The 12,477-nt window shown below is 72.1% G+C and carries 11 protein-coding genes; 9 read left to right on the top strand and 2 right to left on the bottom strand.

The features are described from left to right. Positions 1 to 51 precede the first annotated feature (51 nt). Positions 52 to 480 carry a metallopeptidase family protein gene (locus ACFWEE_RS28020; protein WP_386893231.1) on the bottom strand — a complete coding sequence of 143 codons (429 nt, stop codon included), beginning with the start codon at positions 478 to 480 and terminating at the stop codon, positions 52 to 54. A gap of 355 nt (positions 481 to 835) precedes the next feature. Between ACFWEE_RS28020 and ACFWEE_RS28025 the strand changes: the two genes are divergently transcribed. The 8 genes from ACFWEE_RS28025 to ACFWEE_RS28060 all read left to right on the top strand — a co-directional run bounded on the left by ACFWEE_RS28025 (position 836) and on the right by ACFWEE_RS28060 (position 9,807). Beyond that, positions 836 to 1,213 carry a DUF3499 domain-containing protein gene (locus tag ACFWEE_RS28025; protein WP_386893233.1) on the top strand — a complete coding sequence of 126 codons (378 nt, stop codon included), beginning with the start codon at positions 836 to 838 and terminating at the stop codon, positions 1,211 to 1,213. A 277-nt stretch (positions 1,214 to 1,490) separates the two neighbouring features. Beyond that, the gene (locus ACFWEE_RS28030) at positions 1,491 to 2,855 is read left to right on the top strand and encodes a phosphomannomutase/phosphoglucomutase (RefSeq protein ID WP_386893234.1); all 1,365 of its coding nucleotides are present in this window, start codon (positions 1,491 to 1,493) and stop codon (positions 2,853 to 2,855) included. Between the two features lie 381 nt (positions 2,856 to 3,236). Beyond that, positions 3,237 to 3,419 carry a Trm112 family protein gene (locus tag ACFWEE_RS28035; protein WP_386893250.1) on the top strand — a complete coding sequence of 61 codons (183 nt, stop codon included), beginning with the start codon at positions 3,237 to 3,239 and terminating at the stop codon, positions 3,417 to 3,419. Positions 3,420 to 3,521: 102 nt separating this feature from the next. Further along, positions 3,522 to 4,673 carry an SIS domain-containing protein gene (locus ACFWEE_RS28040; RefSeq protein WP_386893236.1) on the top strand — a complete coding sequence of 384 codons (1,152 nt, stop codon included), beginning with the start codon at positions 3,522 to 3,524 and terminating at the stop codon, positions 4,671 to 4,673. Between the two features lie 206 nt (positions 4,674 to 4,879). Then, the gene (manA, locus tag ACFWEE_RS28045) at positions 4,880 to 6,043 is read left to right on the top strand and encodes a mannose-6-phosphate isomerase, class I (protein WP_386893238.1); all 1,164 of its coding nucleotides are present in this window, start codon (positions 4,880 to 4,882) and stop codon (positions 6,041 to 6,043) included. Positions 6,044 to 6,170: 127 nt separating this feature from the next. Further along, the gene (locus tag ACFWEE_RS28050) at positions 6,171 to 7,313 is read left to right on the top strand and encodes a cation diffusion facilitator family transporter (RefSeq protein WP_386893240.1); all 1,143 of its coding nucleotides are present in this window, start codon (positions 6,171 to 6,173) and stop codon (positions 7,311 to 7,313) included. Positions 7,314 to 7,561: 248 nt separating this feature from the next. Further along, positions 7,562 to 9,019, top strand: a complete 1,458-nt coding sequence (gene ahcY / locus ACFWEE_RS28055) for an adenosylhomocysteinase (protein WP_386893242.1) — start codon at positions 7,562 to 7,564, stop codon at positions 9,017 to 9,019. A 146-nt stretch (positions 9,020 to 9,165) separates the two neighbouring features. Further along, complete coding sequence (locus tag ACFWEE_RS28060; RefSeq protein WP_386893244.1) at positions 9,166 to 9,807, top strand: hypothetical protein; 642 nt, start codon at positions 9,166 to 9,168, stop codon at positions 9,805 to 9,807. Positions 9,808 to 9,868: 61 nt separating this feature from the next. On the opposite strand, the gene ACFWEE_RS28065 is transcribed toward ACFWEE_RS28060, so the two are convergent. Then, positions 9,869 to 10,834 (bottom strand): RDD family protein, encoded by a 966-nt coding sequence (locus ACFWEE_RS28065; RefSeq protein WP_386893245.1) that lies wholly within the window; start codon positions 10,832 to 10,834, stop codon positions 9,869 to 9,871. Positions 10,835 to 10,958: 124 nt separating this feature from the next. On the opposite strand from ACFWEE_RS28065, the gene ACFWEE_RS28070 reads away from it, so the two are divergent. Then, complete coding sequence (locus ACFWEE_RS28070; protein ID WP_386893247.1) at positions 10,959 to 11,966, top strand: stage II sporulation protein M; 1,008 nt, start codon at positions 10,959 to 10,961, stop codon at positions 11,964 to 11,966. Positions 11,967 to 12,477 lie beyond the last annotated feature (511 nt).

The following is a 12,477-nucleotide window of genomic DNA, read 5'->3' on the forward strand; positions in this document are numbered from 1 at the left end:
CGGCCGGGGGCTGGACTTCGGTACGGGTGGGGCCTCCGGTGCGGGTGGGGCTCAGTCCTGCCCGTACCGGGGGTCCACCGACTCCGGGGAGAGCCCCAGCAGGTCCGCGACCTGCTCCACCACGACCTCGTGCACCAGCAGCGCCCGCTCGTCCCGTGACTTCGACCGGATCTCGATGGGGCGCCGGTAGACGACGATCTGCGCGGGCTGCCCCTTGGCCGCCGAGACCGCGCGCCCCAGCGGGACCGTGTCCTCGGCCGCCACCGGCACCTCTTCGACCACGAAGTCCACCTCGGCCAGCTGCGGCCACCGCCGTTCCAGGCGCTCCACCGAGTCCTGAACGAGGTCTCTGAACCGGTCCGTCCGGCTCATCGACAGCGGAACCTGCGGCGGCGCCACCGGCCCGCGCATGCCGCGGCCGTGGCGGTCGCGGCGCCGGGGCCGGGGATCGGGCGAGGGCGAAGGTACGGAACTGTCCATCACCGACGCAGCGTAACCCTCCCGGCGGGGGTGGTCCGCCGTCCGGGCACGGGGTCGTGCCGCACCGCCCGCGCAACCCCCGAGAGACGTTTCAACCTCAATTTTCCGGCCAAGTTGAGCAACTTTTCGGCCCCGCTCGTGATCACCGAATCCTCACGTCCTGCCCTTCTGGTCACCACGGGGCGCCCACGTACGCACACAAGCGGAACCTCTGTGACCAGCCGCTCTCCCCCCGGCCGCGGGCCGGGACGGCCCCCAGGGGACCCGCCGCCACCGGGGGCGATCAACGACACGGTGGCCCGACCCGGGGGAGAGTCGTCGCAGCCCGCTCAAGAGTGCGGTACCGTCCAACATCGTGAGCCCTGTACGTCGCTGTTCGCGCACCGCGTGCGGCCGTCCTGCCGTCGCGACACTGACGTACGTCTATGCCGACTCGACTGCGGTCCTCGGCCCGCTCGCCACCTACGCCGAGCCCCACTGTTACGACCTGTGCGCCGAACACAGTGAGCGCCTCACCGCGCCCCGGGGCTGGGAGGTGGTCCGGCTCACCGACTCCTCCGCACCCACCCGCCACAGCGCCGACGACCTCGAAGCGCTGGCCAACGCCGTCCGCGAAGCCGCCCGCCCGCACGACCGGGGCCAGGACGGCACCGTCCGGGGACCGCGCACCGCCGACCCCGTCGAGGTCGCGCGCCGGGGGCACCTGCGGGTCCTGCGTTCCCCCGACTCCTGACGGCCCCGCCCGCCGCCCCGCACCGCTGCTGGTGGGCGGCACGAAGGGCGTACCGCCGGCCGGGTAGTTTGGGCGCCCAGCCCAAGGGCTGTCCCGAAATCCCCGGTGGGTGCGCGATGCCGGCCACGACACCTCGCCACGGCGCCGGAGCTTCCGCACATGTCCAGACATGTCCTGTACGCGGACGCTCCTCCGCCTCGCGGCGCACCGCGTCCGGCGCACCGCACCGGTCCACCGCGGATCACGGGACGACCCGCAGACCCCAGGAGGACCGGCCGTGGTTGCTGATCTGTCGCAGCTCGTGAAGGCGTACGACGTACGCGGCGTCGTACCCGACCAGTGGGACGAGCCGCTCGCCGAACTCTTCGGCGCGGCGTTCGTCCAGGTCACCGACGCGGACGCGATCGTCATCGGCCACGACATGCGTCCGTCCTCACCGGGCCTCGCGGGCGCCTTCGCCCGGGGCGCCCAGGCGCGCGGCGCCGACGTCACCCTGATCGGCCTCTGCTCGACCGACCAGCTGTACTACGCCTCGGGCGCGTTCCATCTGCCCGGTGCGATGTTCACCGCCTCGCACAACCCGGCGCGGTACAACGGCATCAAGATGTGCCGGGCGGGAGCCGCACCGGTCGGCCAGGACACCGGTCTCGCCGAGATCCGTGCCCTGGTGGAGCGGTGGTCCGAGCACGGGGCGCCCGCGCCGGCCACCGTCGGGGGCACGCTCACCGAGCGCGACACCCTCACCGACTACGCCGCCCACCTGCTCGGTCTCGTCGACCTCACGGCGATCCGGCCGCTCAAGGTCGTGGTGGACGCGGGCAACGGCATGGGCGGCCACACCGTGCCGACCGTCCTCGCGGGGCTGCCGCTCGACGTCGTACCGATGTATTTCGAGCTCGACGGCACCTTCCCCCACCACGAGGCGAACCCGCTCGACCCGGCCAACATCGTCGACCTCCGGGCCCGGGTCCTCGCCGAGGGCGCCGACCTCGGGCTCGCCTTCGACGGGGACGCCGACCGCTGCTTCGTCGTGGACGAACGCGGCACCGGCGTCTCCCCCTCCGCCGTCACCGCGCTCGTCGCCGAGCGGGAACTCGCCCGCAACGGCGGCAAGGGCACCGTCATCCACAACCTGATCACCTCGTGGTCCGTCCCCGAGGTCATCCGCGAGAACGGCGGCACCCCCGTCCGTACCCGCGTCGGCCACTCCTTCATCAAGGCCGAGATGGCCGAGCACGGCGCGATCTTCGGTGGCGAGCACTCGGCCCACTACTACTTCCGGGACTTCTGGAACGCCGATACGGGCATGCTCGCCGCCCTCCACGTCCTCGCCGCCCTCGGCGGACAGGACGGCCCGCTCTCCGAACTGCTCGCCACCTACGACCGCTACACCGGCTCCGGCGAGATCAACTCCACCGTCACCGACCAGGCGGCCCGCCTCGCGGCGATCCGCGCCGCGTACGGCGAGCGCGAGGGCGTGACCTTCGACGAGCTGGACGGCCTCACCGTCGCCACCGCCGACTGGTGGTTCAACGTCCGCGCCTCCAACACCGAACCGCTGCTGCGCCTGAACGTCGAAGCCCGCGACGAGGTCACGATGACGGCGGTACGGGACGAGGCCCTGGCCCTCATCCGGGCGTAGCGCGCGGGGGAGGGGCCGCGCCCGCCCGCCCGGCACCCGGCAACCCGGCCATGGGGCCCGGGTGCCGGATGGCCGACTGACGAGGGGTCCGGCTGTCGTGGCCCCGATGGTCGCGGCCCGGTTGTCGCGGGCCCGGTCCGTTCTTCTCCGGGCCGCCGCCCGTTCGCCGCCCGGCCACGTCCGCGTACCGCCGCCGGGCGATGCTGCGAGCGGCGCCGGTGAGTCCACCCGGTCGTCGCGCGGCCCCCGGTGCCTTCCCGCCCGGCCGTCGCGCAGCGGGGGGACGCGGTCCTGCCGGACCGCGACCCCCGCACCCCGGCGGTAGGCTGGCCTCGCCCCAACCGCGCGAAGCTCAACCGCATGTTCGAAGGGACCCGCCCCATGGCGCTCGAAGCCGGCCTTCTGGAGATCCTCGCCTGTCCGGCGTGCCACTCCCCGCTCGACGACCGCACGGCGGACGACAGCCCGGAGCTGGTCTGCACCGGCACCGACTGCGGTCTCGCCTACCCGGTCCGCGACGGCATCCCGGTACTCCTCGTCGACGAGGCCCGCCGCCCCGCGTGACGGGACGCCAGGCACGCGACGCCGACGCCCCCGTCGACGACCGTCCGCGACCGCGCCCGGCACCCGCACCCTGATCCGTACGGTGATCGGAGGCCCACCGCCATGCTCGACGAGACGTTGCTCGACGCCCCGGACGCCCTGGCCAGGGCCGACCGGCGAGGGCTCCTGCGCGGGGCCGCAGAGGCCGGCGCCCGCGTCCGTACCGCCGCTCTGCACACGGCCGAGGCCGGTATCGGAGCGCTGACCCCCGAGGGCAGGCCGCGCGCCGTCCTCGTCGCCGGTCCCGGCACCTCCGCCACCGGAGTCGCCGACATCATCGGCGCCCTCGCGGGAGCCGCCGCCCCGGTCACCCGCATCCGGCCCACCGGCGTCGCCCCGGCCGGCGGCGCACTGCGCTGGACCCTGCCCGGCTGGGCGGGCCCGGTCGACCTGCTCCTCATCGCCACCGCCGACGGCGCCGAACCCGGCCTCTCGCTCCTCGCCGAACAGGCGTACCGCCGGGGCTGTTCGGTCGTCGCCGTCGCCCCCACCCGCTCGCCCCTGCGCGAAGCCGTCGAGAGGGCCCACGGGCTCCTCGTACCCATGGCCGCCGCCCCGCACGGCGAGTACGACGCCGAGACCTCGGCCGCGGGCCCCGGCACCCTCTGGGCCCTGCTCACCCCGCTCCTCGCCCTGCTCGACCGGGTCGGCCTGCTCGCGGCGTCCGAGGAGGACCTGCGCAAGGTCGCGGACCGGCTGGACCGCACCGCCGAACGCTGCGGGCCCGCCATCGCCACGTACAGCAACCCGGCCAAGACCCTCGCCGCGGAGCTCGCCGACACGCTGCCGCTGGTGTGGACCGAGGGTGAGGCGGCGGGGCCGGTCGGCCGCCGCTTCGCCGCCGTCCTCGCCGAGCTCGCCGGCCGTCCCGCGCTCACCGCTCCTCTCCCCGAAGCCCTGCCCTCGCACGGCGCCCTGCTCGCCGGGGACTTCGCCGCCGGAGCCGATCCCGAGGACTTCTTCCGCGACCGGGTCGACGAGCAGGAAGCGCTGCGCGCCCGGGTCGTCCTCCTCCGCGACCGGCCCACCGGCGGCCTGACCGCCGCCCCGGCCGCCCGCGAACTGGCCCTCGGCCACGACACGGCCATCAGCGAACTCGAACCCGAGGAGGGCAGCGACCTCGAAGCGCTCGCCGAACTCCTCGCCGTCACCGACTTCGCCGCCGTCTACCTCTCGCTGGCCACCGAGCCGCCGACCGCCGACAACCCCACCTGACCGACAGGGCGTTCGCCCCTCGGGGCAAACCCAGCCCGGACGCCGGGAGGCCCGGACCGGGGAAGCCGGGACCGGGGAAGCCGGGGTGCCGGAGACGCTGCCCTCGCGCCGGTCCCGACCGCCCCACCTGCCCCACCCGCCACAGCTGCCGCACCTGCCGTACCTGTCACGCCTGCACACCTTCACGAAAGCCCGAGGACAACTCCATGGACCGGCTCTCCAACACCGTGCGCCCCTACGCCTGGGGCTCCACCACGGCCATCCCCGAGCTGCTCGGCACCCCACCCACGGGGGAGCCGCAGGCCGAGATGTGGATGGGAGCCCACCCCGGAGCACCGTCCCTGCTCACCCGCGACGGCGCCGAACTCCCGCTCGACCAGGTCATCGCCGCCGACCCGGCCCGCGAACTCGGGGCCGCGGCCGTCGAGAAGTTCGGCCCCCGCCTCCCGTTCCTGCTCAAGCTGCTCGCCGCCGGAGCCCCGCTCTCCCTCCAGGTCCACCCCGACCTGGAGCAGGCCCGGCTCGGCTTCGCCGACGAAGAGGCCCGCGGCATTCCGCTCGACGCCCCCCACCGCACCTACCGGGACGCCAACCACAAGCCCGAACTGATCTGCGCCCTCACCCCTTTCGAAGGCCTCTGCGGATTCCGCCGGCCCGACGAGGCCGCCGCCCTGCTGGAGGAGCTCGGCGTCGACTCCCTCAAGCCGTACACGGACCTGCTGCGCGCCCACCCGGAGGAAGCAGCCCTCCGCGAGGTGCTCACCGCGATCCTCACCGCCGACCCGGAGGAGATGGCCGCGACCGTCGGCGAGGCCGCCGCCGCTGCCGAAGCCCTGGGCGGCGCCCACGCCCCGTACGCCGAGATCGCCCGCCACTACCCGGGCGACGCCGGGGTCATCGCCGCGATGCTCCTCAACCACGTGCGGCTCCAGCCCGGCGAGGCGCTCTACCTCGGCGCGGGCGTCCCGCACGCCTACCTCGACGGCCTCGGCGTCGAGATCATGGCCAACTCGGACAACGTCCTGCGCTGCGGGCTCACCCCCAAGCACATCGACGTACCCGAACTCCTGCGCATCGTGCGCTTCGAGGCCACCGAGCCCGGCGTGCTGCGCCCCGAGGCCGCTCCCTCCGGCGAGGAGCCGTACGAGACCCCGGTCGACGAGTTCCGGCTGTCCCGTTTCGACCTCTCGCCCGGCGCGGCTCCCGCCGACCTGACGGCCGCCACCCCGCAGATCCTGCTCTGCACCGCCGGATCGCTCCGGACCGGTGAGCTGGACCTCGTGCCGGGCGGCTCGGTCTTCGTGCCGGCGGGCGAAACGGTCGAAGCGTCAGGTAACGGCACGCTCTTCCGGGCCACCGTGGTGGCCTGACGCACTGCCCGTCCTCGGTACTGCAACAATGTGCGGCCGTACCGCGGCGATCCGTGTGCGCGGTACCGATCCGCGTGCGCGGCACCGATCCGCGTTTGCAGTACCGAGGAAGGGACACCAGGCACCCATGAGCGCGTCAGGCGGAACCAAGGCGATCGTGGCGGCACTCTCCGCCAACCTCGCCATCGCGGCGGCCAAATTCGTGGCGTTCCTCTTCAGTGGCTCCTCGTCGATGCTCGCGGAGAGCGTCCACTCGCTCGCCGACTCGGGCAACCAGGGACTCCTGCTGCTCGGTGGGAAGAAGGCACAACGCCAGGCCACCCCCGAGCACCCCTTCGGCTACGGGCGCGAGAGGTACATCTACGCCTTCCTCGTCTCCATCGTCCTGTTCTCGGTCGGTGGCATGTTCGCGGTCTACGAGGGCTACGAGAAGATCAAGCACCCGCACCCCATCGAGGCCTGGTACTGGCCGGTGGGCGTGCTGGTCTTCGCGATCATCGCCGAGGGGTTCTCCTTCCGTACGGCGATCACCGAGTCCAACCAGACCCGCGGAACGCTGAGCTGGACGGAATTCGTGCGCCGTGCCAAGGCTCCCGAGCTCCCCGTCGTCCTGCTGGAGGACTTCGGGGCGCTCATCGGTCTGGTCCTCGCCCTCGGCGGTGTCGGCCTCTCGCTCGCCACCGACGACGGTGTCTGGGACGGCATCGGCACCCTCTGCATCGGCATCCTGCTCATCGTCATCGCGCTCGTGCTCGCCGCCGAGACGAAGTCCCTCCTCCTCGGAGAGTCGGCAGGGGCCGAACAGATCGAGCGGATCAAGTCCGCCGTCGTCGACGGCGACACGGTGACCGGCATCATCCACATGCGCACGCTCCACCTCGGCCCCGAGGAACTGCTGGTCGCAGCCAAGATCGCCGTCCAGCACGACGACACCGCGACCGAGGTCGCCAACGCGATCAACGCCGCCGAGACCCGCATCCGCGCCGCCGTGCCGATCGCCCGCGTCATCTACCTGGAGCCCGACATCTACAACGCGGACGCCGCGTCGGCGGGCATCAACCCCGGCCGGTCCACCCTGGCCGGTGCGGCCGGGCAGCCCACCGGGGGTGAGGCCGGTGCCACTGGCACCGGCAGCACCGGCAGCACCGGCAGCACCGGCAGCACCGGCAGCACCGGCAGCACCGGCAGCACCGACGGCTCCGACAGCACCGACGGCCCCGACAGCACCGACGGTGCGGCCGGAGAGACCCCCACCGGGCCGGGGCACTGATTCCGGCCAGTCCACACGTCCCGTGAGCGCACCGTTCCCCCGTGGGCCGGTGCGCTCACGGCTGCTCGGTGTAGATTCGTACGCGTACCAGACGTCGCTGCTGATGGCGGTCGATCGGCCCGCGGAAGCGGACCGGCCGAGGGAGAGAGGGCCTCCGACGGACTGCGCTGCGAGTCCCGGGCATTCCTGTGCCCGGTGCCGCACAGCAATCCAGCCCACCCTCGACCTCTACGAGGAGCAGACCCGCCATGACGACGGTCAGCCAGAACCAGGACTTCAAGGTCGCCGACCTTTCCCTCGCGGTCTTCGGCCGCAAGGAGATCACCCTCGCCGAGCACGAGATGCCCGGCCTGATGTCGATCCGCAAGGAGTACGCCGCCGCCCAGCCCCTGGCCGGCGCACGCGTCACCGGCTCCCTGCACATGACCGTGCAGACCGCGGTGCTCATCGAGACCCTCGTCGCCCTCGGCGCCGAGGTCCGCTGGGCCTCCTGCAACATCTTCTCCACCCAGGACCACGCCGCCGCGGCCATCGCCGTCGGCCCGACCGGCACCCCCGAGGCCCCCGCCGGTGTCCCGGTCTTCGCCTGGAAGGGCGAGACGCTGGAGGAGTACTGGTGGTGCACCGAGCAGGCTCTGACCTGGCCGAACAGCCCCACCGGCGGCCCGAACATGATCCTGGACGACGGCGGTGACGCCACCCTCCTGGTCCACAAGGGCGTCGAGTTCGAGAAGGCCGGCGCGGCCCCGGACCCGTCCACCGCGGACAGCGAGGAGTACGCCCACATCCTCACGCTCCTCAACCGCACCCTCGGCGAGTCCCCGCAGAAGTGGACCCAGCTCGCGTCCGAGATCCGCGGTGTCACCGAGGAGACGACCACCGGCGTCCACCGTCTGTACGAGATGCACCGCGACGGCACCCTCCTGTTCCCGGCGATCAACGTCAACGACGCCGTCACCAAGTCGAAGTTCGACAACAAGTACGGCTGCCGCCACTCCCTGATCGACGGCATCAACCGCGCCACCGACGTCCTCATCGGCGGCAAGACCGCCGTCGTCTGCGGCTACGGCGACGTGGGCAAGGGCTGCGCCGAGTCCCTGCGCGGCCAGGGCGCCCGCGTGATCATCACCGAGATCGACCCGATCTGCGCGCTCCAGGCGGCCATGGACGGCTACCAGGTCGCGACCCTGGACGACGTCGTCGAGCAGGCCGACATCTTCGTCACCACGACGGGCAACAAGGACATCATCATGGCGTCCGACATGGCCCGGATGAAGCACCAGGCGATCGTCGGCAACATCGGCCACTTCGACAACGAGATCGACATGGCCGGCCTCGCCAAGATCGACGGCATCGTCAAGGACGAGGTCAAGCCGCAGGTCCACACCTGGACCTTCCCGGACGGCAAGGTCCTCATCGTCCTCTCCGAGGGCCGCCTGCTGAACCTCGGCAACGCGACCGGTCACCCCTCCTTCGTCATGTCCAACTCCTTCGCGGACCAGACCCTGGCCCAGATCGAGCTCTTCACCAAGCCGGAGGAGTACCCGACCGACGTCTACGTGCTCCCGAAGCACCTCGACGAGAAGGTCGCCCGCCTCCACCTGGCCGCCCTGGGCGTCAAGCTCACGACCCTCCGCCCGGAGCAGGCCGCCTACATCGGCGTCGAGGTCGACGGCCCGTACAAGCCCGACCACTACCGCTACTGATCCCACCCGCCGTCGGCCCGTCCCCGCAGGGGAGGAACCGGCCGACGGCGACCGGAACAGTCTCAGCAGCAGGTCCGAGCGCAGGCCCCCGCACCCCCGTGCCGGGGGCCTGCCCCGTACCCCGCCCGCGCAGCCCGAAGGACCTCATGCCCCGCGGCCGTTATTCGCTCCACGATCCGCACGACCACACCCCCCTCGGCGAAGAACACTTCCACTGCGCCCCCGGCCCTTCCGGCTGGCGCTACGTCGCCCAGAGGACCGCTCCCTCCGGCGACCACCTCGGCTCCACCGACCTCGCGCTCGACGAGCTCGGTCGGCCCATCCGTCTGGAACTGCACGCGGGTGGCTGGCAGATCCGCGGTGCCGCCCTCGAAGGCGTCACCTGGGTGCGGACCGACCCCACAGGCTCCGAGGCGACCGAGGGCAACGTCCGCGCCCACGCCTTCTCCGGCACCTCTCCCGCGTTTCTCGTCGCCGTCACGCGGCTTCTGCGTCTCACCCCCGATTCCCCCGAGACCCGCATCCGTCTGGTCACCTTCACGGATCCGGTCCTCGCGCCCCTGACCGCCGATCAGTCCTGGGCCCTGGTGGACAGTGAAGCGCACCCCACTGACAACGGCCCCCTGCACGTGGACACGTACCAGGTCAGCGACTTGAACACGGGGGAGCGCCACACGGTGCACCTCGCCGGGGACGTGGTCCTCGCCGCTCCCGGCATCGAACTCGAAGACCTCGAATCCCCGCCCTCCCCGAAACCAGCACCGCGACCGGAGCACCCGGCCGAGTAGCCCGCCGCCCCGTTCGGAGCGACCGCTGCCCGGGGGGACCGCGGTCCAGGCAGGCGGCGGTTCAGGCGGGCGGCGCGAACCCGGTGGAGGCAGGCGCCGCGGCCGGGGCCACGGGGTACACCGGCGTCACGGGTGCGGCGAGCGGGGCCGGCACCACCTCCGGGCCGGCGAAGGGGCCACCCGCGGACGCACCCCGTCCCACCGCCGCGCCGACCGCCGCCCCGGCGCCCGGAACAGGTACTCGCGCTGCCGCCCCGGGCGCCCGGTCCGCCGCGCGTTCGGCCGACGACAGCCGGCGCACCTCGCGGGTCCGGCGCTCGTGCAGCACGGCGGCCACGTACGCGGCGTGCGGCACTCCCTCCGGCGGCGGCACCGCCGTCCTGGCCGTCAGCTCCCCGGCGAGCCTCTCGCCGATCGCGTACCCCACAGCGGGATCGAGCTGGTGCAGGCGGGACACGTACTGCCGTGCGGAGAGCCAGAATTCGTCCGGAACGGCCGACAGATCCAGCTGGGCGAAACGGGTCGCGAGCCACGGCGGGGGCGGCGGCAGCGGCCGGGACCGGTCGTCCGGCACCCGTTCCCGTACGACGAGCGTCCCGGCGAACACGTCCCCGAGCCGTCGGCCCCGGTCGGATACCAGGGAGGCGATCGCGGCCACCCCGCCGAAGGACGACAGGATCTCGACGACCCCCATCGCCCCGCGCACCAGCGCGTGCCGGAACGCGATGGGCCCCCCGTCCTCGCGCACCACCCGCAGACCGCAGGCGAGTTTGCCCAGGGAACGGCCGTGACTCAGGGTCTCCACCGCGATGGGCCCGCCCACCAGCACCAGGAGGAACGACGCCACGGAGACGGCGGCGACGGCCGCTTCGTCGAGCGTCGACGTGGCGAGGGCCAGGGCGATGCTGAGCACGACGAAGACGATCAGGAGCAGCGCGGTGTCGATGGCCTGCGCGAGCGCCCTGCTCGGCAGCCGTGCCGGTCTGAGCTCCAGAACCACCGCGTCCCCGGTCACGAGTTCGCTCACTGCCCCGCCCTTCGTCGCCCACCCCTGCCCCGTTGTGCGACAGTCTGCCAAGCTGATCGACGGCGCGCCGCCGTGTTAGGGACCCGTACGCCTCTTCGCCTTTCGCCTGGAGCAGACACCCACCATGGACCTCGATGTCTTCGTCACCGCCCACCGCGCGGAGTGGGATCGACTGGAACATCTGCTGAAGCGGGGCCGAGGGCTCACCGGTACCGAGGCGGACGAACTCGTCCTCCTCTACCAGCGGACGGCCACCCATCTCTCCCTGGTCCACTCCCAGGCGCCCGACCCGCGCGTCGAGGGGCGGCTGACCCAGCTCGTGGCCCGCGCCCGGTCCGCCGTGACCGGCACCCGCAAGGCGTCCTGGCGGGACGTGGCCCGGTTCCTCACCGCCGGATTCCCCGCCGCGGTGTATCGCTCGCGCCACTGGTGGGTGCCCACGGCGGTGTTCTCCACCCTCCTCGCCGCGCTGATCGGCTGGTGGATCGGTACGCACCCCGAGGTCCAGGCCGCCATCGGCGCCCCCGACGACCTGCGCGCACTCACCCGGCCGGGCGGGGAGTACGAGACCTACTACTCCAGCCACCCCGCCGCCTCCTTCGCGGCCCAGGTGTGGACGAACAACGCCCAGGCGGCAGCGATGTGCCTCGTCCTCGGCGCGTTCTTCTGCCTGCCGGTGATCTGGATCCTCTTCACCAACGTGCTCAACCTCGGGGTCGGCATGGGCCTGATGTCGTCCGCCGGCCGGCTGGACACCTTCCTCGGCCTGATCCTGCCGCACGGTCTGCTCGAACTCACCGCGGTCTTCGTTGCCGCCGGTACGGGCCTCAAACTCGGCTGGACGCTCATCGACCCGGGTCCCCGATCCCGCCGTGCCGCACTGGCGGAGGAGGGCCGGGCCGCCCTCGGCATGGCCATCGGCCTCGCTCTCGTCCTGTTCGTGTCCGGAGTCATCGAGGGATTCGTGACCCCCTCACCCCTTCCCACCTGGGCCAGGATCGCCATAGGCGTCGCCGCCGAGCTGGCCTTTGTGCTGTACGTGTGGGTACTGGGCGGGCGTGCGGTCCGGGCCGGCGAGACCGGCGACGTCGCCGCCGCGGACCGCGCCGCCGCTCTGCCGACCGCCGCGTGACCCGCCACGCCACAGCGGATGTGCGTCAGACCTCGCTGAGCTGCTAGTCTCCTCTTCGCCCACAAAAGCCGTTGACACGGCTGCTGTGGGGAGGTAGATTTTACTAGTTGGCTCGGACTGGACAGGTCCCAAACCGACGACTAACGTATATCTCGCTCTTGCAGGGAATGTTCATTTCCGCGGAGCCACTTGATTCCCCTCATGCAGAGTCCGGGTCGTTCATTCGCTCCCATTTACTCTGATAAAGTCGAATCAGCCGAAAGGCAAAGGCCCCTGACTGGCCGCCGGAATCAATTTCGGACCGGAAACGGAACGAAAAAGAGTCTGGTAGAGTTGGACTCGCCGGAAAGGGAAACGCGAAAGCGAAGAACTGGAAAGCGAAAACCGCTTGACCCGCTTCGACCGGGAATCGGACGCGAAACAGTCTGATAGAGTCGGAAACGCAAGAACGAAGGGAAGCGCCCGGAGGGCCCCGGTGAAACGGGACCGAAGGAAGCGTCCGTTCCTTGAG

It is taken from the genome of Streptomyces sp. NPDC060184 (assembly GCF_042728795.1).
Lineage (GTDB): Bacteria > Actinomycetota > Actinomycetes > Streptomycetales > Streptomycetaceae > Streptomyces.